Genomic DNA, 24,112 nt, shown 5'->3' with positions numbered 1-24,112 from the left:
ACGCAGACATCAGTCAGCCGCGCGTAGGCCATGATGCTTGGCGTAGGCGGCGCGAAAGTCGAAGAAGCGCAGTCCGTCGAACGAAGCTTCAGCCTGAATTTCCGGCAGGGTCCACGCGTGATCCGTGTAGTCGTCGAACACTACTCCGCCCCTATCAAGCAGGAGTGCGACGAGCCGGCGAGCCTCTTGAGTCCCGTCGATCCGCCCGGAGATATCAATCTGCACCGCCCAAGTCGGGCGTTCGCCGGTGGCCGCGGCGAGCGCGGCGAGGTCCTCCGGTTCCCAATCGACGTACAGGTAACCGGACACTTCTTCCTCGATATCTACGTACAACGCGCCTTCGAACAACCACGGTCGGCGCTGCCCGGGAAGATGCCGATCTAGGATGGCGATCGTCTCTTCACGCCCCACAGCCGGAAAAGCCAACACTGTGCGCACGAAATGCAGGGTAGACCAGCCAACCGGCAGCCCGAGAGAGCTCCGGCATCCGCAGCGTGAGCGTTTGAGGGTGAAGGGTAACGCCGGTTACTGGGCGGCCGCATCGCGGTGCCAGATGAGTGCTCCTCAGGAGGTCCACAACCTGAGGCTGAAGGTCGGCTGGTTTCCCGAGCTTCGTGCCGGCGTCATCGCCTGCTGACTCGGTAGCCGGTCCCGGACTGCTCGATCAATTCGAGCCCCTCTTCTGTGATGCCATAGCCGGTGAAGCGCTCGACTGCGACGAGCCCCTGCCCGGCCCAGTTGTGCCTCGTCTCGAAATCCAGGCCGGCCATGGCTGCCCGCACCTCGACCGGCCGTTCCTCGTAGTCAATAAGGGGCTCGAAGGATGCCAAGAGCCTGCCATTCTCGGCGAACGTCACCCGAGTAACGGAATTGACGTTCCAGAACATGCTGGCCGCTCGCCCACCCTCGGAGGCAGCTCGAATGACATCGCTATCAGCGCCGACGTAACTGTTGTACTCCACGACCAGAACTGCCCTACCGGCGTCCAAGACGGTGATCCAAGGATCCGGAACAAGCAAACTGGCCAACGTGTATGAATGCCCGCCAACATATCGATGCGGACTCTCGGGCAGCCGCACAAGGTCGTCGACCGGTTGAGGATCTTGAGGGTCAGCACCGAAGACTCTCAGCACCTCGTCAACTGATGAGCCGGTGACAGCACTGACGGTTGCCGCCTCAGACAGGGAGCTGTCTGCCACCCACCGGTACCCGTCTTCCGGCGGCCCCGCACCTCGCTCACCTCCCGGTTCACGACTGCGGTCCTCAGGCGTCATGTCGCGGCTCATCCCGACCTCGCACGGTGATCAATCTGTCGAGTCCGAACGACCGTAACCGAACGTCGACCACAGATGTGCCGCTTTCACGGTCATACTGGCCGGCCGGCCCGGGCGCGCACATTCAGCGGCATGAGTGCGCACGCCCAGAAGCTCCCGCGCATCGGCGCTGGCCGACAGCTGAGCTGGTGCGGCGCGCCGGGCAAAGGCGGGTAGGAAATTTCGTGCCTACTTATGCTGACGACCGCGAGGTATGAGCCGGTTCGAGTCCGGTAGCTCGGCGCGCGCCTTATACGCGGCAGATCCGGATGTCACATCCGAACGCTGAAACAGCTCCGTGGTGGCGTTCTTGATTCTCGTCGCCGGCGGCGTCACTGTTGGCGGGGTGCGAGATGAAACGGTCTCCGGCGCGGAGCTCGATCGGCTGTTGCAGTCGGACGAGGATGCGCGCAGGCGATGGCTGGATCGGCGTCAGGCCGTAGGCGAGGAGCCGAACTGGTGGTTGCACCTGCTACTGCTGATAGATGGGCGATGGGAGAACCGGGCGGCTGAGCGTGCCGCATGGACTCAGCTGAAGATTTGGGTGCTGGTCGAGGCCCGTCCCGCACTCGGCCAGGGCGAGGTCGCAGAGCGAATGGCGTATTTCGTTTCGAAGATGCGCGACGCCGGAATGGCAGAGTCGGCTCTGCCATCGGCGGACACCGTGGTTCGGGCATGCCTGGACGCCATAGCCGTCCCCATCGACCAGGTCGCTGTGCTGACCGATCGGAAGAGCATCCGCGCCCTGGAACTTCAGGCTCTGCTTGATTCGCGGCGCGCCAGGAGTCTGGTCAACGCTGCCGAATTACACCTGGCCGACCTCAACGATCCAGCCACGAGCCACGAGCTCCGCGCTTGGCTCGCCATCAAACCACGACTGGTGTGATCGTCAACCGGACTCCTGTGAGCCACCGCAGCTCTGGAAGCATTCGGGCTACAACGCGAACGGACGGCGGCAGATCCGGATAACGGCTGGTGGTCCGGTGGTGTGGCACGTCAGAGTGAGTCGTGATCACTATTCAGCGAGTGCGTGTGCGCTGGAGTGCGTCAGCGCGTGGAGCGCCCGCGGCGAACGCCCGGCGAGGTTTGTGCAGCCCAGCAGTGCTTCCGCCGTCAATGCCAGCCGATGATGTGGCCATTCACGACGTGCTCGCCGACGAGGCGGCCCGGTACGTGCGTCATGACGGCGTAGGCAGCGGTGGCCTGGATCGAGCCCGCGACCTCGGCCTTTGGCTGTCTGCAGAGAGCGGAATGTTGGTCGTCGACCGCTTGCCGGGCTGGGCCGCCTACCCACGGCAGAGTGGCCCGGCCCGTCTCTTCACGCTCAAGCCTGGGGAGATCGGCCGATGGCGGGCAAATTTCCGATTCACCGTCACTACCTGCGCCTGCAACCCCAGCTGGTACTACGAGGACTGGCTGATACTCATCGCGAACAGCGAGATGAAGACCGACGGGTTCGTCTCACGCGAGCCTGACCATCACGTCGACCACCGCGTCCACCTTTACGGCGGAGCACGACGGCCAAGCCGACGACGCGACAAGTGATTGTGGGGCTCGTCCGACGCGCACGATCGGCGGCCAGATGAGGACGCGGAGAGTTGCCCGGCGCATCACCCTGCAGTTTCTTTTACTTTCGGGCGAAGGGCGTACCTGGCGGCGGCGCCGTCTGCAGCGACTTGGATCTGCCGCTGCTTGCGCATCGCCTCGAGCCAGCCACCATCTCAGCTGTCGCCACCCTAGTCGCTTGTTCCAGCCTCGATCCTCGAGTTAGCGACGGCGAATCCGCCTCCAAGCCGAGCACCATCGATGCTGCGCAACCTGCACGCGGGCGAAGACGCGTCTTATCGTGCCGGTCATGGTCGCTTACCAGCAGCGACCGCCACGCCGAGGTGGCGATGGGCGGCGCCTCGACCGCCACGTCCAGGCCGACCGCGAAAGCGGCGATGCTCAGGGCTGAGCGGCGTGGTCTGCATTGATCGCCGCCCACGTCGGACCGAAGGGCTGTGCGGACGCCATTGTGAACGGCGCAATTGGGACAATGACGGCAATTCAGCAGTAACCGTCAGGAGAGTGGAAGTTTTCGGCGACGCTTCTGTTCGTCCACACCCGCAATCAATTCCTCTCGGACGGCCGCCGGATCGGCGCCGATCCGGTCGCGGAATCCGCCGGCCTGTTGGTAAAGATCTCGCACCCAGTCACGCTCATCGGTCGGGTCCGAATCGATTACCTTACGTACTTTATTGAGTGCTTCTATAGCATTTTCGGGACGCTGCAGCATGACAGCTGTCGCCGCCTGAATGTACAGCTCGTGTGGGTCTCCGAGCCCGTTCGGGTGAGTGTTGATACTTCGCTGGCAGCGTTCGAAGTAGCCTTCCAGGCTGCCGTTCTTCATTAGAAATGGGTACACCATATCGTTGATAGATTCGACTAGGTCGCGCATGTACTTCTCGGCATGCTCTTCGCTGAGCTTGAGGGTATTGTATGGAAATTCGCGGGGGACGTCACCATCAAAGGCGATCAACCAACTCGCTTGAGGGTAATTCATCGGCATGAACAGAGGCTCAAGGATGGGAAATATGGAGAAAGATTGAGCTGTGACACCCCTGAGGATGAGACCAAATGGGCGTAGCATCAGCTGCCTGCTGCCCACGACTTTCCACTCTCCCGGCAGGTTCGGTAACGCATACTTTTGAGCGGCCGCCTTCCATGCGTTCTGCCGCCTTGCCGCAGGGCTCATGACCTTACCTCTATCTAGAGCAAGTCCGGAGCGTTAATTTTGGTCGGGCCGGCCTATCAGTTCTTGATTGTAATTACATGCAGTCCCTACTTTATTTAATTCCAGCAGGGGCCCGGTCGGCGATAATCGTACCTGCTACGCCGACCGGGCACCGCTTACGACTAGCAGATCACCTGGTATACCGAAACGTTTTTGTACTGGGCGGCGCCGCTGCCCGATCTGCTCGACCTGCTGCTCTCGACCGGCCGGGTGACGGCCTGCGGGCAGGTTTGCAAACAGCCTCCTGTGCCACCTACCGCTGATTCCGCTAGACCCACTCTTCAAGACGAGATGGCTTGGTGAGATGATCGGTTGATGCGGGTGCTCTTCGATGGGCTGGTTCCGGTCGCGTACGGCCAGGTATACGTGACCAGCTTCGACGGCCCGCGTGCCATGGAGGACCATTTCGCCGGTCAGCGCAACGGACTATGCGGCGCCGTCATACCGGGCGACCTGTTCTTGATGGTCGGCACACGTGACGGAGACGTCCGTTTCACTGTCGAACTACACGAGGCCGAGCCGCCCGCTGCGGCGGAGGAGTGGCAGGACGTCGTCGAAGCGCCGTTCATCCTGAGGTCGGCAACCGTCGCGCTGGTGCCATGGGGCGAGGGTGCCCTGGCTGATCTACCACTCACCGCCGATACACCTTTGTTGCCTCGTTTTCGCGTCCGCTACTGCGCCCAGGGCATGGACGAGGGCAACGATCCCTCTGGCTCGTTCGAGCCGAACGAGATCGGCGACGACGACACCAGGGTGGATCAGGGTCCCGACCGCTACCTGCTGAGCTTCTGGCCGGACAGTACCGGCGGTGACCGGGCGGCACAGGCCCAGACCGCGGGCATTAGGCGGCGCGTTGATGCCCCATTGGGTCAAGAAGCGACGGCGGCCGCAGGCTTGCTGTCACTTGACATGGTCGTGCGGCAAAGCAGTGGAATTGCTGATTATTGGCACAAGTGGGCGGCGACGCTGCCGGCCCCACCGAGCTTGTGGGAGCGAGTCGAAGCCGAATTGCTTGTTCAGCGGCAGCGTCCGCGCTGGAACATGGCGCCGCCTAGGCCTCGGCTGCGGGAATGATGCGGAGTCCTGACTCCTGCCAGCCCCTACTAACGTCGTGATCGGCTTCCAGAAGCTCTTTGATCTGCGAACGACACTGATAACCAGGCGCCATCAGGCTCTGGCTCAGCAAAACGTCAAAGTCACGTGCGCCTCGCAGGCGTGACGTGCCGCCATCGTCTTACCTCAACGCCAGCCGGGCTCCGTTCTCGTTCGTAGCCAGTCACGGCTGGCCGTGCGGGCCGGGCGGTATGGACTGCGGTCGGGTCAGGAGCGCTGCAATCTAGGTCGATTGCGATACCGGCGCCGCTGTTGGAAGAAGCGGAACACTTCTCGCAGTACGACAGCGTTGACGACAGCCGCCGTGGCGAAGGCTCCATACAGCAGAGGCACGCCGGCCCAGCCCAACTCGCTACCAACCGCCGCCACGATGAACAGACCGCCGGTGAACCAGCCAATACCGGTGGGCAGAGTCGCGAGCTCGGCTCCAACGAACAGGACGGCCGATTCGTCGGTCAGCAGGGACAACGTCAGCATGCCCAGAACGATGAGCACGTAGACGGCCGTCGCGATCCAGAACGGCCGAGTGGGCGACGGTGTCTTGGGCTCTATGGGCGAACCCAAGGTGGTGGATGGTTCCATGCTGCCAGTACAGCATCCGTGGATCTTGCCACGAAACATCCTTCAGTCCAGGTCAGTGGTTCCGACCGGATCAGCTCCTGATTCCGAAGCCGGACGTAGCGCCCACCTACGGTGAAGTGTGCGAGGCCTGCTCATCGTCGTGCGCAGATCGCGGGCCTTGGTGATCAGCAGGGAGGCCGTAGCCGAAGTTTCGTTCGGCCCACGTCAAGGTGGTGTGGCGCAGCCAGTGGGTGGAGATGCTTCGGGCGGCGATCCGGACCGTGCGCCGGCCGCTGCTCACTCTGGAACCGGCGCAGCATCTGGCCGCACACGCCGAGCACCGCGGCACCACCGACGACCAGGACCCTCTGCTGCGCTACCGCGACGGCCGAGCACTGACCTCACGCCGCTACGACCACTTCTGGAAACGCCTCGGCACCGGCATGATGCACGTCAGCCGCATCCTGCTGAAAGTCGACCTGCGAGCACAGGCTGCGGGCCGTGCTCTTCGTGCACCGTGCCCGCTCGACTGAGCCGCGGGCGCAGCGCTGTGCCCGCGGGCCCGGCTGCTCACTGCAAGCCGTCGTCACGGCTCGTGGGAGAATCCCACCATGGCAGATCAGAGTGTGACCGGCAGTGTCGAACAGCGGGTCGCCCTCGCGCGCAATCGCAAGACCTCGCAGGAGAAGCTCTACAGCATGGTCGCGGACCCGTCGGTGCAGGTGCGTGCTGCGCTGGCCGCCCGCCCCGACGCCACGGCGCAGGTGCTGCGCGCCCTCACCCGCGACCGGGACCGTGGGGTCCGGGAGATCGTCGCGCGCAACGCCGCCGCTTCGCAGGGCGACCTGCTGCGCCTGCTCGGCGACGCCGACCGTCGGGTGCGCTGGGCCGTCGCCACGAACCCGTCCTGCGACGAGCGCATCCGCGGCGTGATGCTGAAAGCCCAGGACAAGGAGTTGCGGGGCCTGCTCGCCGAGATGCCCGCGCTCGAGCCCGACTCCGCCGCCGAACTCGTCGGGGACGCCTCGTCCGAGGTTCGCGAGCGGCTGGCCACGCACACCGCCATTCCCGAGATCATCGATGCCCTGCTGGAGGACCGCGCCGTACGTGTGCGTAAGGGCCTCGCCGTCAACGAGTGGACCAGCCCGGAGCAGCGGCACCGGCTCGCCACGGACTTCTCGCCTGAGATCCGGGCCACGCTGGTGAGCGCCCTCGACCTCGAAGAAGCCGACCTTCGTGCCCTGCTGGACGACCGGTCAGCCGACGTACGACAGGCGATGGCCGCCTCCGACCGCACACCGCAGCACATCCGCGAGGCTCTCATGGCCGACCCCGACGAGCAGGTCAGGCGAGCCGCCCTTACCTATCGGGCTTCGGAGCAGCCACCCGCGGCCGCAGCGCCGGCCGAGGAACGGAAGGCTGCCCTGCGTACCATCGCGCGAAAGCCCGTCGCCCGCAGGTTCCCGGGCAAGAACGCATGACCGGTGCGAAGTTCCCGCCGGGCTGACCTCTGATGCGGCTTCGTTGCCGTAGCTACGGCCGCCATCGCCGCGCTCACCGGCCCCCCGAAGCCCCGGATCCGGCGCTACGGTTCAGGCCGGGCGGAGCGTGCCCCAACCGCATTCGGCCGCTTGCCTGAGGACTTCGCTGGCCGCATGACCTCGCTTAGTTCGCGACGCAGCACGTCGGACACATCGGCGAGTTCCCGCTCGCGGCCAAGGAATCTTCGCGGTGCGCGGCGGATTGTGGAAGTTCGGGTGGCGGCCGGCGACGGCTAGTTGCCTCGGGTTCGGCGGACGATGGAGCGTACGGCGCGCTTGCCGGCGCGCAGGCCGCCGACCAGGTTGGTGGCGGCTCGGCCGGGGACCGTGGCTGAGAGCAGGGCGTTCATCTGGCGGACCCGCTTCAGCTCGGCCTCGCGGTGGAGCAGCATCTTTTCGTACCAGTCGTGTTTGGCCCGGGCCTCGGCCAGCTCGCGGGTGAGGCGTTCGCGGTCGGCCAGCAGGTCGCTCACCGCGTGGAACGCGGGACGGTCGGACGGTGGGACCTCGGACGGGTCCAGTTCGCGGCCGGTCATGCCGGCCAGGACGGCGGTCAGTTCGGCTTCGTCGGCTGGGATCGGCCACAGGTGCGCGTATCCCCCGGCGATCGCGGCTTCGGCGAAGGCCCGCAACGCCTTCAGCGGCGGCTCCCCGGCGGGCGCCAAGGGCACAAGAGTGCCACCCGCAGGGCTGGCACCGCCGGGCGTGGGAGTGCGGGCGGAGCCAAGGGCAACAGTGACGGACGGGTCGGGCGGGGTGCCGTCGGCGGGCGTGGCAGTGGTGCGGACGACGATCTGGGTGGCGGGGACTCCGGCGGCGGGGCCGGACTGCCAGGTGGTCAGCAGGGCGCGCATGGCGGGTAGATCGCGGCGCTGGGCGGCGGCCAGCAAGACGCTTTCCAAGGTGGGGCCGGGCGGCAACGATGTCAGGGCGGCCGGGGTGGAACCGATCACGACCTCGGGGGGTGCGGCCGCCGGTGGGGTGCCGCGGTCGGCGATGACGAACCAGGCGGGGGCCAAGGCTGCGGCCAGGTCGTTGCGGAACGCCGCGGTGGCCAGGCGTGCGGGGTCGAGCAAGACGTCGGAGGCCGGGCGAGAGGCTGCGCAGACTGCGGCCTCCAAGGCGCCGAACACCTCACGTGAGGCGAGTGCCGGAGCGCCCAGCAGCACAGACGGTGAGGACACGGTCGGGTACGCGGCGTAGTCGGTTACTACTCGCAGGCCTGCGGTCGTCAAGTGGGACAGCAACCGGGCGCGGCCGGCTGGGCGGGAGGGGTCGTGGTCGTCGGGGACGATCCAGTCGGCGTCGGTCGGGGTGGGTGGCAGGGCGGTCAGGCGGTGCAGGCCGAACAGGTTTTCGGTGCCCAGCAGCAGGCGGCCGTCGGGCTTCAGGACGGCCAAGAGCTGGGCCAACGTTTCGTCCCAAGAGAACGGTGGGGACTCGGCGGAGTGCAGGCGGTCCAGGCCGTCCAGCGCGATGACGGTGTCGAAAGGGGGACGGGGGCTCAGCTTCTCCAGGCTGCCGCACAGCACGGTGGCCTTCGGGAAGGCGGCCGCGTCCTGGTCGCCGCGGATCAGGACCGTTACGTCGGCAGACGGCAGTGCGGCCACCAGCTCGGGGGCGTGGGGGCCGGCCACGAGCGTACGGCCGAAAGCGGTGGAAAGGAGCGACCGCAGGGCGTCGCCGTGGGCCGGAGCGGGGCCGTGGCTGCCGTCCAGGTCGGACCAGGAGAGCATCTCCCCGCCGATCAGGGTCGTCATCGGGTGAACACTCCGGTCAGCTCGAGGTGGGGATCTTCACGCAGGGAAGGCCAGCGGAACAGGCGGCGCAGCTCGGCGGGGGGCAACAGGCGGTCGGCGCCCAGTTCGGCCGTGGCCAGCTCGCGTGCGTACGGGACGTTGATCGACTTGCCGTGCATTGCTCCCCATTCCCGTACGATCCGGGCCTGGCCGCCGAACGCGGACTTCTCGCCCTCGAGCTGCATGGGGTCGCCGTAGACGGCGGGCTCGCAGCCGGCGAGCGTGCCGTACATGATGGCGCTGCACAGGCGGTTCGACGCCACCCGGGAATGTCGGCGCTGCTCAGCGAGTTGCCGATAGAGGAAACCGGGGTCCAGGTCCTTCCACCAGCCGCCCCGGTAGCCGTGGCAGATCACCCGGAAGCCGGCCCGCTCGTAGAGCGCGCGCACCCGCTTGTCGCGGAACTCCTGCCAGTAGAGACAGACCGTGACCGGGCCCGTCTCGGTGTCGCGGATCTCGCGGATCAGGGCGTCGTGATCACCGACGATGTGCTGGCCCTCCCAGCCGTGGAACGGATACCAGATGGTGCCCTCGCGCGGCTCGGCCGGATCGGGTTCCATCGAGAGCAGGTACGCCCACGGGGCGCCCACGACATAGACCTCGCGGCGGCCCAGCGACCAGGCCCGGCGGCGCACCCGCTCGGACCACACGAACTTGGCGATGCCGGGCACGTACTCGTGGTCGGGGGCCATGCCGTCGCCGATGTTCCAGCCGTGCTGCAGGTAGCCGTGGAGGCGCGGCGGCTCCGCGTCGCTGAGCCCGCAGTAGCGCGCCAGGACGTGCGAATGCCCGTAGTAGTGGTTGGCGTGGTGCACGCCGAATTCCATACCGGGCAGACGACCGGCGGGCAAACCTGCGGTGTCCGCAAGGTGTCATGTGGCGTGCCGGTGCTGTGATCTTCGCCCGGTGGGTGCTATCTTGGCCGCAGTTGCTTTCCGGATGCGGCTCAGCCCCCGGAGCGCCAACCACTGGTCGTGAAGCCTCCCGGCCATTGCTTCGATCAAGTCGCGACAACGCGACTTCGCCGCAGTTACGCCGCCTGAGTAAGCGCCACACAAGCCGCACGAGCGAACGACACTCGGCGCCGCACCACAACTGGCATCCCCGCCGCGCGTACAAGCGGCACACAACGCCGCCCAATCGAGCGGCCCACTCATCCCCGCGGGAACCCGCGCCTCACAGAACCCCACTGGAGCACCACCATGACCGAAATTTCGGAAATCTCAGTCGACGCCCTGCTCGACATCGTCGACGACCGCGCCTGGCTACGCCTGGACGGCTACTTGCCCGGCCCCAAGGACATCCCCGTCGCCATGCCGGAGGTCAGACGGCTCGGCCTGCGCCGCGGCGACCGCGTCACCGGCCTGGCCACCATCAACGGCCGCAAGCCGGCCACCCTCCGGCTGGACCAGCCGATCGGCCGCCGGCCCGCCTTCCACGACCTCACCGCGCTGTATCCGCAGGAGCGGCTGCGGCTCGAAACCGACCCCAAGCTGCTCACCACCCGCGTCATCGATCTGGCCATGCCGATCGGCAAGGGCCAGCGGGCGCTGATCGTGGCGCCGCCCAAGGCCGGCAAGACCACGATCCTCAAGCAGATCGCCACCGCGATCACCCGCAACAACCCCGAGTGCCACCTGATGGTCCTGCTCGTCGACGAGCGGCCGGAGGAGGTCACCGACTTCTCCCGTACGGTCGGCGGCGAGGTCATCGCGGCCACGTTCGACCGCCCGCCGCACGAGCACGCCGCCCTGGCCGAACTGGCCATCGAACGGGCCAAGCGCCTGGTCGAGCAGGGCCGGGACGTGGTCGTGCTGCTCGACTCGATCACCCGGCTCGGGCGCGCCTACAACCTGATGGCGCCGGGCCGGGGCCGTACGCTGTCGGGCGGTCTGGACGCGAGCGCGCTGTATCCGCCCAAGCGTTTCCTGGGCGCGGCCCGCAACATCGACGGCGGCGGCTCGCTCACCATCATCGCCACCGCGCTCGTCGAGAACGGCTCGGCGATGGACAACCTGATCTTCGAGGAGTTCAAGAGCACCGGCAACGCCGAGCTCAAGCTGGACCGCGGGCTGGCCGAGGGCCGGATCTTCCCGGCCATCGACCTCTCGTCGACCGGCACCCGCCACGACGAGACCCTGCTGTCCCCGGCCGAGTTGGCCATCGTCACCCAGGTGCGGCGGGTGCTCGGCACCCCGGACGCCATGCGCCAGCTGCTCGATCAGCTGCGCGGCACCGCCTCCAACAACGAGTTCCTGCGCCGCGTCGCCCACTCCCTGGCCGCCTAACGTGCCGGCTTCGCGTCCTTGACGGTCCGCCCGTCCTCGAGCAGAACGTCGTAGGCGCGCGGCGCGTCGCGCCACTGGCCCTTCTCCTCGACGGTGGCCTTGCCCGGCCACCACGCGACCCAGTGGCCGTTGCTGACGGTGGCCTGCACGGTCAGTCCTCCGGTACGGATGGTCAGCCCGGCCACACCCGGCCCGGCCACGCCCTCGGTGATCGAGAAGCCCTCCGGATACACGGCCAAGGCCCCCGCCTTGAACCGGCCCGCCGGAGCCTCGTCGGACGGGCCGGAACTGCTCGTGTTAGCGGATTTGAGGTCGTCGACGTCGTCGGCTCCGGGCCGGTTGCGGGCCAGGCAGAACCCGACCGACCCGGGATTGTCGTAACGGTAGAGCATCGCCACGATCTCGCCCCGGCGCTCCGCCAGCACCAGCTCGGCCCGGTCGCCATCGAGGCCGGCATAGATGCGCATATCGTCTTGGCAGGCCGAGCCGACCAGGCCGATCTCGGCCGGGCTCAGAGCGACGGGGATCGGCGTCCAGGTGGCGTACGCGCGCCCGCTCTTGCCCCAGGGAACGACGAGGAGCAGGACGGCGACCGCGGCGGCCAGGGCCGGAACCAGCATCCATCCGCGGAACGCCATCCGCCGCGGCGGGCCGGGCGGGGTGGCGACGATCCGGTCGAGCGTGTCGGCGGCCCGCTCGTACTGCTCGAAGGTGGGCGGGGTGGCAACATCCAGGGCACGCAGGGACTTCACGACTGGGCCTCCATCAGCTCGGTCAGAAAGGCGGCCGGCGCGAGGTGGCCGCGCAGGGCCCGCCGGGCGCGCATCAGGCGGATCCGGTAGCTCGCGGCGCTGATCCCGAGCACCCGCGCGGCCTGCGCCGACGACAGGTCCTCGAAGACGGTCAGGGCCAGGGTTTCCTGGTCGCCGGGACTCAGCCTCTTCCACGCGGCGGCCAGGTCGACCAGGCCGGCGGACGGTTCCGCGCCCACGGCGGACGGAACCGAAGCGATGCGGACGGCGAGCGCCTCCTGGCGGCCCTGCCCGCGCTGGGCGTTCAGCAGGCAGTGCCGGGCGATCCCGAAGATCCAGGCGCGGGCGTCGTCCCGTTTCCGGGGCGCCTCCCCGAACCGCCGCCACACCACCAGGAACGCCTCGGCGACCACGTCCTCGGCATGACTGGCGTTCCCGCGGCGCTGAGCAAAGGCCAAGACGTCGGCGTACGCGTCGGCATAGAGCGCCCGGAAGCGCGTTTCCCGATCGTTTTGCGGTGTCCTCACATCCCTACCTGTCCGGCCCGCACCGCCTTGTTACGCGGTCGCGGCCCGAGCATAGGGTTCGTCGCATGCGTCTTCAGCCCGTGGTCGACGAGGTCGTCGCCGGCACCCCCGGTGTCCGCTGGTCCATTGCCGTTCCCGGGCTGGCCGAGCACGAGCCGGGGCGGCGGCTGCGGACGGCCAGCATCGGGAAGCTGCTTCTGCTGATCGAGACCGCGCGGCGCCTCGAGGACGGCTCGCTCGACGCCGGCGAGATGCTGGCCAAGGACCCGGCAGTGGCGGTCGCCGACTCGGGGCTGTGGCAGCACCTGGCCGTGGGCGCGCTGCCGATCGCCGACCTCGCGGTGCTGATCGCCGCGGTGAGCGACAACTACGCGACGAACGTGCTGCTCGGGCGGATCGGGCTGGACCCGGTCGCGGCGATCGCTCGCGAGCTCGGCCTGCGGGAGACAGGGCTGCATGACCGCGTACGGGAAAAGCGTGGTCCGGGCGATCCGCCGACGCTCTCGACCGGGGCCGCCGGCGAGCTGGCCGGGCTGATGGGCCGGATCGCCCGGCGTGAGCTGCTCTCCCCCGCGGTCTCGGAGCGGATGGACGCGTGGATGGCGACCAGCGCCGACCTGTCGATGGTGGCGTCCGGCTTCGACGCCGACCCGCTGGCCCACACCCGGTCGGTGCGCAACAAGACCGGCACCGACGACGGCATCCGGGCCGACGTGGGCTATCTCGGACACCAGGCGTACGCGGTCCTGGCCGAATTCGATCCGGCCGACACCGCCCTGGTCATGGACGGGATGCGATCGATCGGGACGGCACTGTCGTAAAGCCGTCCGAGCCGTGTCTGTTCGGACAATGGCGCCCGGCCCGCGGCGCGGCAGAATGGCGAACGGGATGGGTGCCTATCCCCGCCAGGAGGCATCCGTCCCCTAGACAGGAAAGACGGGCCGGGATCGTGAGATCCCGGCCCGTCCCTGTGACCAGCCCTAGGACGCCGGGTAGTCGGTGATGAAGACCGGGGTGCCCGTGGCCGAGGTCTCGGCCGGTCCACCCACCCCGTTGACGACGTGGTTGATCACGCCGGCGCTGAGGTTGACGGTCATGATGTGGTGCAGCTTCACACCGGGGCGGTTCGGGACCTCGAAGCCGTTCTCGGTCACGATCGACGGGTTGTTCTGGTTGAAGACGTAGACACCAGCGCCGTACAGCTGGTGGTTGCGGACCTTGTCCCCGACCTTGTAACCCGCGTACCCCTTGACCTTGCCGTTCATCCAGTCGGCCTGGGTCGGCGGGTCGTACGGCAGCTCGTTCTGGTAGAGCACCGTCGTGCCCTTCTCGCCGTTCCAGACGGTGTTGTACTTCTGGAAGTGCTCGACGAACAGGCCCGTCGCGGTCACGTTGTCGCCGTTGATCACGGCGCCGTAGCGACCGGTGTTGGTGCGCCACCGCTGGGTGTCGCCGTTCACGCCCTCGGTGAAGCCCTCGACGCCGTGGTCACCGCGCCACACCCAGGTGTGGTCGATCAGCACGTTGTCGCTGTTGACCTCCAGGGCCGTGTCGACCTTGCCGATGTGCGGGCCGCCCACCCGGAAGTAGACGTCCGACAGCGTGGTCGGGTTGGAAGCCGAGCTGATGCCGAGGCCGTTCTTGTTGCCGACCTGCAGCAGGTTCTTCGACTCCTTGGCGCCGGCGTCGATCGTGACACCCGCGATGACGACCCCGGGGACGTCGGCGACCTTGATCGGCGTGACCCCGTTGACCGCGGTCAGCGTGGCGTGACCGATTCCGAGCACGACCTGGTTGGGCCGCAGCACGTGAATGGTCTGGTCGACGTTGTAGACGCCCGGCGTGAACAGCAGGTTCTTGCCGAGCAGCAGCTGCGCGTTGATCAGCCACTCCGGGTCGGACGGCTTCGCAACGAAGAAGTTGCTCAGCGGGATCGTCCGGCCGCTGGTCTGGTCCTCGTCCCACGAGACGCCGCTGGTGTTGCGGTGCGCGTTGGGCACGCGTACGGCGTACTTGCCCTTCGCGTCCACGAACAGGTACGGCTTCTCCCGGCTGAGCGGGGTCTGCGCCAGCGTCGTGTACGGCGGGTTCGGGAACGCCGAGTCGTCCGGCGCGCCCTCGACACCGGCGAAGACCTGGTTCCACACCGCGTTCGACCAGACGCCCACCTTGCTGTTGCGGGTGAGCCACTGCTGCTGCGAACCGTTGGTGACATTGCCGAACTGCGAGTCGGCGATGAAACCACCACTGGCGTACTGCGGGCCGGCGGTGCAGTAGTCCATCAGCGTGAAGTTGCCGTCGACGTTGAGCCGGCGCAGCGACACGGCCTGCGAGACGGCCCAGAAGTTGGCGCCGGCGCGGCACCCTTCCTGACCCGTTCCGTTGACCTTGATGGACAGGTTCGACAGCGTGCGCCAGAAGTTGACCAGCGCGAGGCAGTTCGCGGTGCCGTTCTCGGTCAGGCAGCGGTTGTAGACCTCCACCTTGCCGTTGATCACGACATCGTTCGGTGACGCGCCGAGGCCGGAGACCTCGGTGTAGTAGCCCACCTTGATCTGCAGCGGCTGGGCGTCGGTGCCATAGGTGCCCGGCTTGAACAGGAAGGCGTAGCGGTTGGTGCCCATCTCCGCGTTGACCTGCTGCGCGTACGCCGCGTCGAGCTTCGCCTGAATGTCGGCGACGGGCATGCTCGGGTCGAAGATGGTGACGTTGGTTCCGAAATTGGGTGCGGCCGAGGGGGCCGCGGCGGGGGCTGCGGCAGCGGGGGCGCTCGCGAGAGCACCCACGGTCACCGCGGTGAGCCCAGCGGCGAGGATCCGTCGCAGGTGCCGGCGACCGGCCGGCCGCCCGGCAGTTGTCGTCATGCGGGAAGGTCCCTTCCGTAACGGGGAGGCAACAAACTGGATCACAGAAAGCAATAGACCGGTGCGCATGTCAAGGGTCCGGTTGCTGGCCGGGTGCGGCATTCGCACAGGCTTCGGACATAGCGCCGCGGTTCCGGAACGGACCTTGCCCGAATGGCCCAGACGCCTGGGTTTTCGTGCTCCGAAACCGGTACCGGAGTTCAGCCGGTACCGGTACCGGCCCGGCCGATCAGAAAGTCACGCTCGGTAGCGGTCGGTGCGAGTTCGGCCGCCCGGGTGAACTCCTTCTGGGCTGCCTCGAAGTGGCCGAGACGCCGGAGCATTTCGCCGTACGCGGCCGGAACGTGATGGTTTCGCGGCAATTGCGCGGCGAGGCCGTCCATCAGCTTCAGCGCGGCTTGCGGCCCCTCGGCCTCGAGCACGGCGACGGCCCGATTCAGCCGTACGACGGGCGAGCCGGTCGCCTGCTCCAGCTGCTCGTAGAGCCGGGCGATGGCGGCCCAGTCGGTATCTTCCGCGCGTCCGGCCGTCGCGTGCCGGGCGGCGATGAGCGCCTGCAGCCGATACGGGCCGTCCGGGGCGGGCGCCTGCAGCAAGGTGAGCGCTTCGGCCGTTTCCGGAGCGTTCCATTGCGTACGGTCCTGGTCGGCCAGAAGCACAAGCCGGCCGTCCCGCCGCCGCGCGCGTCGCCGGGAGTGCTGCAGCAGCATCAGCGCGAGCAGCGACGCCGTCTCGGCCCCGGCCGGCAGCAGCTCGTGCAGGAGCCGGGTCAGGCGGATCGCCTCCCCCGCCACCTCGTCGCGGAACGACCGGTAGCCCTCGGTGAAAAGCAGGTAGAGCACGGAGTGCACGCCTGGGACGCGCTCGGGCAGGTCGTCCGGCGCAGGCAGCCGCAGGGGAATCCCGGCCGTCCGGATCTTCTGCTTGGCCCGGGTGATCCGGGCGGCCGTCGTGGCCTCGGAGACCAGGAACAACCGGGCGATCTCCGGCACGGTCAGACCGGCCACGAACCGCAGGGTGAGCGCGACCCGCGCCCGGAGACCCAGCGCGGGGTGGCAGCACGCGAACAGAAGCCCGAGCGAGTCGTCCGTGTCACTGGTCGTGCCCGCGTCCGGGGTGATCAGCCGGGGCAGGTAGCGGGCCAGGGTCTCCTCGCGGCGGCGCCGGTCGACGGCCCGCCGCCGCGCCACCGCGAGCAGCCAGGCGGCCGGGCGCCGCGGGACGCCCTCGCCCGGCCACTGACCGGCGGCGGCGGCGAAGGCGTCCTGCAGCGCTTCCTCGGCCAGGTCGAAGCTGCGCAGCTCCGCGACCAGCGTGGCCAGCAGCGGCCCGCGGTGCTCGCGGAAGGCGGCCTCGACCACGCTCATGCCGGCGGGTGCTCGACGACCGGGCGCACCTCGATGACGTCTTCCATGGTGGCCAGCTCGCGGGCGAACCCGAGCGCCTCGTCCAGGTCACGCGCCTCGATCAGGTAGAAACCGCCGAGCTGCTCGGCCGTCTCCGCGTACGGGCCGTCGGTCAGCAGGGCTTCGCCGTCCTTCAGCCGTACGGTGGTCGCGGTGTTGGACAGGGCCAGTTCTTCGCCGCCCCGCTCGGCGTCGCGCTCCCGCAGCAGCTCGGAGAACCGGCCGTGCGCCGCGTAGACCTTCTCCCGCGTCGCCTCGTCCGCCTCGGCCCAGTCCTTCTCGGCCCCGTACATCAGAAGTGCGTACTTCATGGCTCCTCATCCTCTCTGGCGATGTCCCTCGGCCGGCCCTGTCGCCCGGCCGGCGATGTCACCCGGACGTCGCGCGCCCTCCGCCGAAATCGACAACACCGCCAGGATGAGGCTCGCAAGAGTTCTCCGAGGTCGTTCTTAAGCGAATCGCAAGTGGGGCCGGGCAGGGTCATCGGTGTTGAAACACGGATGACCGAGAGGGAACACCATGACCACCGCCGTCGAGTCCTTCGACACGCTACGCCGCAAGCTCACCGGCACCCTGGCGCTGCCCGGCGACGCCCGGTACGCCGAGCTGGCGACCGGCTTCAACGTCGCGATCACCGCCAAGCCGGCCGCGGTCGTCGAGGCCCGCGACGCGCAGGACGTCGCCGAGGCCGTACGGTTCGCCGCCGCCACCGGGCGCGCGGCCGGTGTGCAGGCCACCGGGCACGGACTGGCCGGCCCGCTCGACGACGCGATTCTCGTGCACACCGGCCGGCTGGACGAGTGCGTGGTGCACCCGGACGGCTGGGCCCGCGTCGGCGCCGGCGTGCGCTGGCAGCAGGTGCTCGACGCGGCCGCCCCGCACGGGCTGGCCCCGCTGTGCGGTTCGGCGCCGGGTGTGGGCGTCGTCGGCTACACCGCCGGCGGCGGGCTCGGCCCGGTCGCGCGCACGTTCGGCTGGGCGTCGGACCGCGTCCGGGCCTTCGAGATCGTCACCGGCGACGGCGTGCCGCGCCGGGTCACCGCCACCGACGAGCCCGACCTGTTCTGGGGCGTCCGCGGCGGCAAGGGCGCGCTCGGCATCGTGACGGCGCTCGAGTTCGACCTGATCCCCCTGCCTTCGGTGTACGCCGGCGCCCTGTACTTCGCCGGCGCCGACGCCGCGACGGTGCTGCACCGCTGGCGGGAATGGTCGTCCTCGCTCCCCGCGGCCGCCACCACCTCGCTGGCGTTCCTGCAGTTGCCGCCGATGCCCGGCGTGCCCGAGCCGCTGGCCGGCCAGTTCACCGTCGCCGTGCGCTTCGCCTGGACCGAGTCCCCCGAGTCGGGCGAGGCCGTGCTCGCACCCATGCGGGCCGCGGCCACCCCGATCATCGACATGGTCCAGACGATCCCGTACGCGGCCATCGGCATGGTCCACGCCGACCCGTCCGACCCGATGCCCGTCATCGAGGAGACCGACCTGCTCACGTCGTTCCCCGCCGAGGCCGCGGACGCCCTGCTGGCCACGGCCGGCCCGGACGCCCGTTCGCCGCAGGTGATCGTCGAGCTGCGCCAGCTGGGCGGCGCCCTGGCCGCGGAGCCCGGGCACCCCTCCGCCCTGTGCCACCGTGACGCCGCGTACAGCCTGATCCTGATCGGCGTCCCGGTGCCACCGATCGCCGACGCGATCGCCCCGCACGCCGCGGCCGTGCGCGCCGCCCTCGATTCGTGGCTCACCGGCGGCGCGCTGCCCAATCTCGGCGCCGGCACGGGCGCGGAGCGAATCGCCCGCTCCTACGACCCGGCCACGCTGGACCGTCTGATTTCGATCGCCGACCGCTACGACCCCGCGAACGTCCTGCGGGTGGGCCAGGTGCCGGTGCGCCGGGCCGCCTGACCGAGAACCGGAGCCGTGACCTGGCGGGGTCACGGCTCGGCCGATCCGCCGGGCCGGGGGGCGGCCCGGCGGATTGTTCACGTCTGCTGTCCCTGGAACGTTCTGCCGATCCGGGACGGACTTTCTGTCCTCCGGTTCCGGCAAGGGGCCTCCTAGCATCGGCGCATGAGTGACCCGGCGGACGCCTCCGGCGAAGACGGACGGCTCTGGGCGGCCCCGGAGGAGTTCTGCGACCGTCTGTCCCGGATCGCCAGGAAGGCGCTCACCGACGATCCAGGGCTGAAGTCGGCGCTCGCCCAGTGGAAGGACGAATTGCTGGCGCCTGTCCTGCTGGCCACCATCGAACAGCAGGCTCCCATGCTGATAGCGCGCACCAATCGCGAACTGGACGACGTGCGGCAGAAGCGGAAGGTGCTCTCCGAGGTCGCCGCCGGTCCGACGACCGTTCTCGGCCGCCCGGGGAACCCGGTCCGGACCGGCTCGGGGCTGGTGGTCATCCTCGCCGCGCCGGTGGCGGTCTGGCAGACGTGGCCCGCACTGTCCACGGCCATCGGTGGTTTCTGGGCCGTGCTGCTGTCGGCCGTCGGCGTCCTGGTTCTCGTCGGCGCCGGAGCGTTCCTCCTGGAGGCGGCGCGCGACGATGACGTCGGTGCGGACCTGGCCGGCGCCGCGCTGCTGGGAGCGATCGTCGTGGCCTATCTTGTCGCTCTGTGGCAGACGCTGGAGATCACCAGCCGGAACGCCGGTCCCGTATGGGCGACGGTGATCTGGACGGGAACCGGCTTGATCGCGGCCCTCCTGGGCGGAGCCGCCATCGCCGTTGTCGGTGAGAGCAAGATGACCAGTTCCCAGAAGTGGCGAGGCACCGGAGTGCTGCTGACGAGCACCGGGGTAGCCGTACTCACCTGGATGATCCTGACCCCGATGAAGCCGTTGCCGGATCACTTGCCCGAGGTCGCGGCCATTCTCGCCGCCCTGGCGGCCGGAACAGCCGGGCCCGCCACGCTGCGCTTGATGACCGCCGGCGTCCGACGGGGTCTGGCCGGGCCGGCCAGTCGTATCGCGCCGCACAGCGGAATCTCGATGGTTCTCCGCACCGACCACGAACGTCATGTGACGGCACTGGAGCAGGACATCGAGGACGCCCTGCAGCGGTGGGACGAGGCGGCGAAGGCACTGCTCGTCCAGAGCCTTCAGGCCGAGATCGCCAAGCGTGTCAGCCCCGGGTTCGACACCGTGCTCGGTCCGATCAGCCCGCATGGGCTTCAGCAGATGCGCGGCGCCGACTACATCGTGCACACCCGCTCGTTCGACCGGCTCAGCGCCGAGATCGCCGGGCTCAGCGGCGGCGCTGTCGGGCTGGCCGGTCCGCGCGGCGCGGGCAAGTCGTCCCTGCTGGACCAGTATCGGGCGGGCCGCATAGCGGAGGCGGGCACCAGCGGACGCCAGCTCGTCATCAACGAGAGCGTGCCGGTCACGTACGAGCCCAAGGAGTACGTCCTCTACCTCTATGGCCGCCTGTGCCAGGAGGTAGTCAACTTCACCGCTCCGGCCGCGGAGGCGCCGGGGCGGCGAATCCCGAACCGCCCTCGCCACGTTGCCGTGGGGGCCATCGTGGGCGTCACCTGGCTGGTCGCCGTGCTCGTAGGCACCGGCAAGTGGCCCGGTCTGGCCTACCAGCCTCCGGCCTGGCTGGCCAACGGCTGGGTCGCGCTGGCCGCCACCGGGATCCTCGTCGGCCTGGTCGGGCTCGGCCTGGGCCACCGGCGGATGACCGACGACCTCGTCGACGACGAAGGCGATCCGGCGGACCTGGCCGAGCTGGGTAGACGAGCGGAACGCCGGCTGCGGACTGTCCGCTTCCAGCAGAAGGAGACGTTCGGCGCGACGGGCAAGGTGCGGTTGCCCTTCGCGGCCGAACGCGGAATGACCAGCGCCCAGGAGTTTCAGCGCTATCCCATGCCGTACCCGGAAATCGCCAATGAACTGCACAAGTTCCTGACCATGACGACCCGCGTGCTGGCCCGGCCGGGCGAGGGTATGAGCCGGATCCCCGTGGTGATCGTCCTCGACGAACTGGACAAGATGTCCGAGCCGGACCGCGTCCAGGATTTCCTCAACACCGTGAAATCACTGTTCAGCCTGGAGATTCCGGGTTGTCTCTTCCTCGTTTCGGTGTCGGAGGACGCGCTGGCCCGTTTCGAACGCCGGGGTCTGCCTGTCCGGGACGCGCTCGACAGCACGTTCGACGCCGTCGTCCCGGTCGAATATCTGAACTTCGACGATGCCACGGCGTTGATCGCGGACCGGGTGGCCGGCCTGCCCGATCCGTTCCTCGCGTTGCTGCACACGCTGGGCGGTGGCCTGCCTCGCGAGTTGCTGCGATACACCCGCTCGATGGTCCGCCACCGCGGGGAGGCGTCGCTCTTCGCCGTCACCCGGTCGCTCGTGGGCGAGGAATTGCGGGTGAAGGCCCGCGGACTCGGCGCCGTGATCGCCCGGCGGGGTCTCGCCGAGCCCTACGCCAGCGATCTGATGCAGTTCGTCAACGACAACACCGATCCCGATCACGCCGCGCTCCGGAAGGCTGTCGAGGCGCCGCCCCTGCGAACCGCCGCGGAGGAGGCCCGGCCGGAGGAACTGGCTGACGCGTTGCACCTGCAGATGGAGGCGCTCGGCTACCTGTACTACTGCGCGACCATCCTGCAGGTGTTCGACGAGCTGACGGAGGACCGATTCCACCCGCGCCGGGGATCGTTCGACGCGCTCGCGTCGGCTCGTAACCTGTTCGCTGTGAATGCGCGGCTGGCCTGGCTGACGGTCAACTCGTTCCGGCGGCAGTGGTCGCTGCCCGAGGTTGCTCCACCCGCTTAAGACAGACGCTCGAGCCAGCGGTTGAGCAGGGCCACCTCGGCCGGTTCGAGGGCGTCGGTGCCGGAGACGGCCAGCTGGGAGCGCAGCTGCAGGGCGGCCGCGGACAGCGGGTCGGCGGCGGCGCCGGTCGCGGGTGAGGTGAGGACGGCGGCGAAGATGGCGTCGCGGGTGCGGTCCGACAGCGTCGGGTCGTCGAAGAGCTCGGGCTGGGCTATGCAGCTCAGCACCAGCCCGACGTTGGCCGGCAGGATCAGCTGGGCGGCCGCGGTGGGGGCGATGCGGAGAGCGCCGACGGCCGCGCAGCGCAGCAGGGACGCCTCCAACAGGTCCATGATCTTTCGGCGGGCCTGGGCGTGCGATCGCGGGCGCGGGGCGAACATCAGCTGGTAGAGCGCCGGGTTGCGGCGGCCGAAGTCGATGTGGTCGTCCCAGCCGGCGACCAGGTCGGCCACCGGGTCGTCGGTTTTAGCCTGGGCCGCCTTGTGTTCGGCGTAGCGCCGCAAGCCGTCGTCGGCCAGCGCGTCGAGCAGGCCGTTCTTGTCGCCGAACAGGCGGTAGAGCACCGGCTGGGTGACGCCGACAGCCTCGCAGACAGCCCGGGTGGCGATGTCGCCGTCGGGCGACGCGACCAGCTGCTGTTCGGCCGCGGCGATCATGGCGGCCCGGACATCGGGAGTGATCGTCGTCATGGAATCAATGATACGTGACGCGGCTATCGACGTTATGAGATTGTGCTACCGTCGTCATATCAGCGCTACGGTTCAGCGATATCGACGCTAGGAGACAGTCATGGCACGGGTAGCAATCGTCACCGGCGGCTCGCGGGGCATCGGCCGGGCCGCCGCCGTCCAGCTCGGGGCGCGCGGGGACGCGGTCGTCGTCGGCTATGCGGGCAACGCCGAGCTGGCCGGCGAGGTCGTCGAGGAGATCGTCGGGGCGGGCGGCCAGGCCGTCGCGGCGCGGGCCGACGTGGCCGACGAGAAGAAGGTCGCGGCCCTCTTCGACCTGGCCGAGCAGACGTACGGCGGGGTCGACACGGTCGTGAACTCGGCCGGCATCATGTTCCTGTCGCCGGTGGCCGACATCGACCTCGACCAGCTCGACCGGATGCACCGCACCAACATCCGCGGCACGTTCGTCGTGACCCGCGAGGCGGCCCGCCGGGTGCGCGACGGCGGTTCGATCGTCACGATCTCGACCTCGATCGTCGGCCTGCAGATTCCCACGTACGCCGGGTACGCCGCGAGCAAGGCCGCGGTCGAGGCGACGACCCTCATCCTGGCCCGCGAGCTGCGCGGCCGCGACATCACTGTCAACACGGTGGCGCCCGGCCCCACGGCGACCAGCTTCTTCCTGGACGGCAAGGACCAGGAGACGATCGACCGGATGGCCAAGCAGCCGCCCCTCGAGCGGCTCGGCACCCCGGAGGACGCGGCCGAGGCCATCGCGTTCCTGACCGGCCCGCAGGGTCACTGGATCAACGGCCAGACCATCCGCAGCAACGGCGGGATCATCTGATGGCCGCCGGGGAGGTCGTCCTGATCACGGGCGCGTCGAGCGGTTTCGGGCGGCTGACGGCGGAGTCGCTCGCGGGCGCCGGCTACCAGGTGGCCGCGGGCATGCGCGACATCGGCGGCCGCAACGCTCCGGCCGCCGCGGCTCTCGAGGGCCTGGCGGTCGAGCTCGACGTGCAGTCGCAGGAATCGGCCGACGCGGCGGTGGCCACGGTGCTCGAGCGGTACGGGCGGCTCGACGTGATCGTGCACAACGCCGGGCACATGGTTCTCGGACCGGCCGAGGCGTTCAGCCCGGCGGAGTACGCGGCGCTGTACGACGTCAACGTGCTGGGCGCCCAGCGCGTCAACCGCGCGGCGCTGCCCTTCCTGCGTACGGCCGGGAAAGGTCTTCTGGTCTGGGTCGGCAGCTCTTCCACGCGCGGCGGGCACCCACCGTTCCTGGCGCCGTATTTCGCGGCCAAGGCGGCCATGGACGCGCTCGCCGAGAGCTACGCGAGCGAGCTGATCCGGTTCGGCATCGACACCACGATCGTCGTCCCGGGCGCGTTCACCTCGGGCACCAACCACTTCGCCCACGCCGGCACACCCCTCGACCACGAGCGCGAGCAGGCGTACGAGGAACTCTACGGCGACTTGCGGGCCGGGCTGCCCGATCGCCTGGCCGCCCTGGTGCCGCCGGGCAGCGAGGCGCAGACCGTGGCCGACGAGATCCTGCGCGTGGTCTCGCTGCCCGCCGGGACGCGTCCCTTCCGCACCCACATCGACCCGAGCCGCGACGGCAGCGAGGTGGTGTCCGTGGTGGCCGACCGCGTCCGCCAGGAGTTCTTTCACCGCATCGGTCTCGCCGACCTGCTGCCGGTCAACGCCGCCCTCTGATCCGGTCTC

The 24,112-nt window shown here is 68.9% G+C and carries 23 protein-coding genes; 11 read left to right on the top strand and 12 right to left on the bottom strand.

The genetic code is table 11. The features are described 5' to 3' along the window. Nucleotides 1-9: 9 nt before the first annotated feature. The gene (locus tag ACZ3I4_RS18205) at nucleotides 10-438 is read right to left on the bottom strand and encodes a hypothetical protein (RefSeq protein ID WP_465383104.1); all 429 of its coding nucleotides are present in this window, start codon (nucleotides 436-438) and stop codon (nucleotides 10-12) included. A gap of 185 nt (nucleotides 439-623) precedes the next feature. After that, nucleotides 624-1,286 carry a DUF6461 domain-containing protein gene (locus tag ACZ3I4_RS18200; RefSeq protein ID WP_465383103.1) on the bottom strand — a complete coding sequence of 221 codons (663 nt, stop codon included), beginning with the start codon at nucleotides 1,284-1,286 and terminating at the stop codon, nucleotides 624-626. Between the two features lie 337 nt (nucleotides 1,287-1,623). Between ACZ3I4_RS18200 and ACZ3I4_RS18195 the strand changes: the two genes are divergently transcribed. Both ACZ3I4_RS18195 and ACZ3I4_RS18190 read left to right on the top strand, forming a co-directional pair. Beyond that, the gene (locus tag ACZ3I4_RS18195) at nucleotides 1,624-2,199 is read left to right on the top strand and encodes a hypothetical protein (protein ID WP_465383102.1); all 576 of its coding nucleotides are present in this window, start codon (nucleotides 1,624-1,626) and stop codon (nucleotides 2,197-2,199) included. Nucleotides 2,200-2,459: 260 nt separating this feature from the next. Then, nucleotides 2,460-2,858, top strand: coding sequence for a hypothetical protein (locus tag ACZ3I4_RS18190; RefSeq protein ID WP_465383101.1), 399 nt, complete (start codon nucleotides 2,460-2,462; stop codon nucleotides 2,856-2,858). A gap of 517 nt (nucleotides 2,859-3,375) precedes the next feature. Here ACZ3I4_RS18190 and ACZ3I4_RS18185 read toward each other — a convergent pair. Next, nucleotides 3,376-4,050, bottom strand: coding sequence for a hypothetical protein (locus ACZ3I4_RS18185; RefSeq protein ID WP_465383100.1), 675 nt, complete (start codon nucleotides 4,048-4,050; stop codon nucleotides 3,376-3,378). Nucleotides 4,051-4,404: 354 nt separating this feature from the next. Here ACZ3I4_RS18185 and ACZ3I4_RS18180 point away from each other — a divergent pair, with 354 nt between their 5' ends. Beyond that, nucleotides 4,405-5,163, top strand: a complete 759-nt coding sequence (locus tag ACZ3I4_RS18180) for a hypothetical protein (protein ID WP_465383099.1) — start codon at nucleotides 4,405-4,407, stop codon at nucleotides 5,161-5,163. A 246-nt stretch (nucleotides 5,164-5,409) separates the two neighbouring features. Here the strand turns inward: ACZ3I4_RS18180 and ACZ3I4_RS18175 are convergent, their stop codons facing one another. Beyond that, nucleotides 5,410-5,784: a hypothetical protein gene (locus ACZ3I4_RS18175; protein ID WP_465383098.1), complete on the bottom strand. Its 375-nt coding sequence runs from the start codon at nucleotides 5,782-5,784 to the stop codon at nucleotides 5,410-5,412. 230 nt (nucleotides 5,785-6,014) lie between these two features. Here ACZ3I4_RS18175 and ACZ3I4_RS18170 point away from each other — a divergent pair, with 230 nt between their 5' ends. Both ACZ3I4_RS18170 and ACZ3I4_RS18165 read left to right on the top strand, forming a co-directional pair. Further along, a complete protein-coding gene (locus ACZ3I4_RS18170) occupies nucleotides 6,015-6,296 on the top strand; it encodes a hypothetical protein (RefSeq protein WP_465383097.1) in 282 nt (93 codons plus the stop codon). 78 nt (nucleotides 6,297-6,374) lie between these two features. Further along, nucleotides 6,375-7,244: a hypothetical protein gene (locus tag ACZ3I4_RS18165; protein WP_465383096.1), complete on the top strand. Its 870-nt coding sequence runs from the start codon at nucleotides 6,375-6,377 to the stop codon at nucleotides 7,242-7,244. A 293-nt stretch (nucleotides 7,245-7,537) separates the two neighbouring features. Here the strand turns inward: ACZ3I4_RS18165 and ACZ3I4_RS18160 are convergent, their stop codons facing one another. Together ACZ3I4_RS18160 and ACZ3I4_RS18155 are read right to left on the bottom strand one after the other, a co-directional pair. Next, the gene (locus tag ACZ3I4_RS18160) at nucleotides 7,538-9,064 is read right to left on the bottom strand and encodes a hypothetical protein (RefSeq protein WP_465383095.1); all 1,527 of its coding nucleotides are present in this window, start codon (nucleotides 9,062-9,064) and stop codon (nucleotides 7,538-7,540) included. Beyond that, entirely contained in the window at nucleotides 9,061-9,918 is an 858-nt protein-coding gene (locus ACZ3I4_RS18155) for a hypothetical protein (protein ID WP_465383454.1), read from the bottom strand. Before ACZ3I4_RS18155 ends, ACZ3I4_RS18160 begins: the two co-directional genes overlap by 4 nt. A 387-nt stretch (nucleotides 9,919-10,305) precedes the next feature. Here ACZ3I4_RS18155 and rho point away from each other — a divergent pair, with 387 nt between their 5' ends. Beyond that, nucleotides 10,306-11,391, top strand: coding sequence for a transcription termination factor Rho (rho, locus tag ACZ3I4_RS18150; protein ID WP_465383094.1), 1,086 nt, complete (start codon nucleotides 10,306-10,308; stop codon nucleotides 11,389-11,391). On the opposite strand, the gene ACZ3I4_RS18145 is transcribed toward rho, so the two are convergent. Beyond that, the gene (locus tag ACZ3I4_RS18145) at nucleotides 11,388-12,143 is read right to left on the bottom strand and encodes a hypothetical protein (RefSeq protein ID WP_465383093.1); all 756 of its coding nucleotides are present in this window, start codon (nucleotides 12,141-12,143) and stop codon (nucleotides 11,388-11,390) included. The two genes, rho and ACZ3I4_RS18145, sit on opposite strands and share 4 nt — an antisense overlap. Further along, nucleotides 12,140-12,670 carry an RNA polymerase sigma factor gene (locus ACZ3I4_RS18140; RefSeq protein ID WP_465383092.1) on the bottom strand — a complete coding sequence of 177 codons (531 nt, stop codon included), beginning with the start codon at nucleotides 12,668-12,670 and terminating at the stop codon, nucleotides 12,140-12,142. Before ACZ3I4_RS18140 ends, ACZ3I4_RS18145 begins: the two co-directional genes overlap by 4 nt. 65 nt (nucleotides 12,671-12,735) lie before the next feature. On the opposite strand from ACZ3I4_RS18140, the gene ACZ3I4_RS18135 reads away from it, so the two are divergent. After that, nucleotides 12,736-13,491 (top strand): serine hydrolase, encoded by a 756-nt coding sequence (locus ACZ3I4_RS18135; protein ID WP_465383091.1) that lies wholly within the window; start codon nucleotides 12,736-12,738, stop codon nucleotides 13,489-13,491. Nucleotides 13,492-13,650: 159 nt separating this feature from the next. Here ACZ3I4_RS18135 and ACZ3I4_RS18130 read toward each other — a convergent pair whose 3' ends face one another. The 3 genes from ACZ3I4_RS18130 to ACZ3I4_RS18120 all read right to left on the bottom strand — a co-directional run bounded on the left by ACZ3I4_RS18130 (nucleotide 13,651) and on the right by ACZ3I4_RS18120 (nucleotide 17,251). Next, nucleotides 13,651-15,534 (bottom strand): adenylyl cyclase, encoded by a 1,884-nt coding sequence (locus tag ACZ3I4_RS18130; RefSeq protein WP_465383090.1) that lies wholly within the window; start codon nucleotides 15,532-15,534, stop codon nucleotides 13,651-13,653. 200 nt (nucleotides 15,535-15,734) lie between these two features. Then, on the bottom strand, nucleotides 15,735-16,901 hold the full coding sequence (locus ACZ3I4_RS18125; RefSeq protein WP_465383089.1) for an RNA polymerase sigma factor: 1,167 nt from the start codon (nucleotides 16,899-16,901) through the stop codon (nucleotides 15,735-15,737). Then, nucleotides 16,898-17,251: a YciI family protein gene (locus ACZ3I4_RS18120; protein ID WP_465383088.1), complete on the bottom strand. Its 354-nt coding sequence runs from the start codon at nucleotides 17,249-17,251 to the stop codon at nucleotides 16,898-16,900. The genes ACZ3I4_RS18125 and ACZ3I4_RS18120 overlap by 4 nt, the downstream gene beginning before the upstream one ends. A gap of 208 nt (nucleotides 17,252-17,459) precedes the next feature. Here ACZ3I4_RS18120 and ACZ3I4_RS18115 point away from each other — a divergent pair, with 208 nt between their 5' ends. Continuing rightward, a complete protein-coding gene (locus tag ACZ3I4_RS18115; RefSeq protein ID WP_465383087.1) occupies nucleotides 17,460-18,836 on the top strand; it encodes an FAD-binding oxidoreductase in 1,377 nt (458 codons plus the stop codon). A 165-nt stretch (nucleotides 18,837-19,001) separates the two neighbouring features. After that, the gene (locus ACZ3I4_RS18110) at nucleotides 19,002-21,710 is read left to right on the top strand and encodes a hypothetical protein (RefSeq protein WP_465383086.1); all 2,709 of its coding nucleotides are present in this window, start codon (nucleotides 19,002-19,004) and stop codon (nucleotides 21,708-21,710) included. Here ACZ3I4_RS18110 and ACZ3I4_RS18105 read toward each other — a convergent pair. Next, on the bottom strand, nucleotides 21,707-22,399 hold the full coding sequence (locus ACZ3I4_RS18105) for a TetR/AcrR family transcriptional regulator (protein ID WP_465383085.1): 693 nt from the start codon (nucleotides 22,397-22,399) through the stop codon (nucleotides 21,707-21,709). The genes ACZ3I4_RS18110 and ACZ3I4_RS18105 overlap by 4 nt on opposite strands. A gap of 100 nt (nucleotides 22,400-22,499) precedes the next feature. Here ACZ3I4_RS18105 and ACZ3I4_RS18100 point away from each other — a divergent pair, with 100 nt between their 5' ends. Together ACZ3I4_RS18100 and ACZ3I4_RS18095 are read left to right on the top strand one after the other, a co-directional pair. Continuing rightward, complete coding sequence (locus ACZ3I4_RS18100; protein WP_465383084.1) at nucleotides 22,500-23,228, top strand: SDR family oxidoreductase; 729 nt, start codon at nucleotides 22,500-22,502, stop codon at nucleotides 23,226-23,228. Beyond that, nucleotides 23,228-24,103, top strand: coding sequence for an SDR family NAD(P)-dependent oxidoreductase (locus tag ACZ3I4_RS18095; protein WP_465383083.1), 876 nt, complete (start codon nucleotides 23,228-23,230; stop codon nucleotides 24,101-24,103). The genes ACZ3I4_RS18100 and ACZ3I4_RS18095 overlap by 1 nt, the downstream gene beginning before the upstream one ends. Nucleotides 24,104-24,112: the final 9 nt, after the last annotated feature.

The sequence above is a fragment of the Actinoplanes sp. NPDC021490 genome (assembly GCF_055562135.1).
The sequence above is the reverse complement of the archived record's forward strand: the minus strand, read 5'-3'. Positions and strand labels throughout refer to the sequence as shown.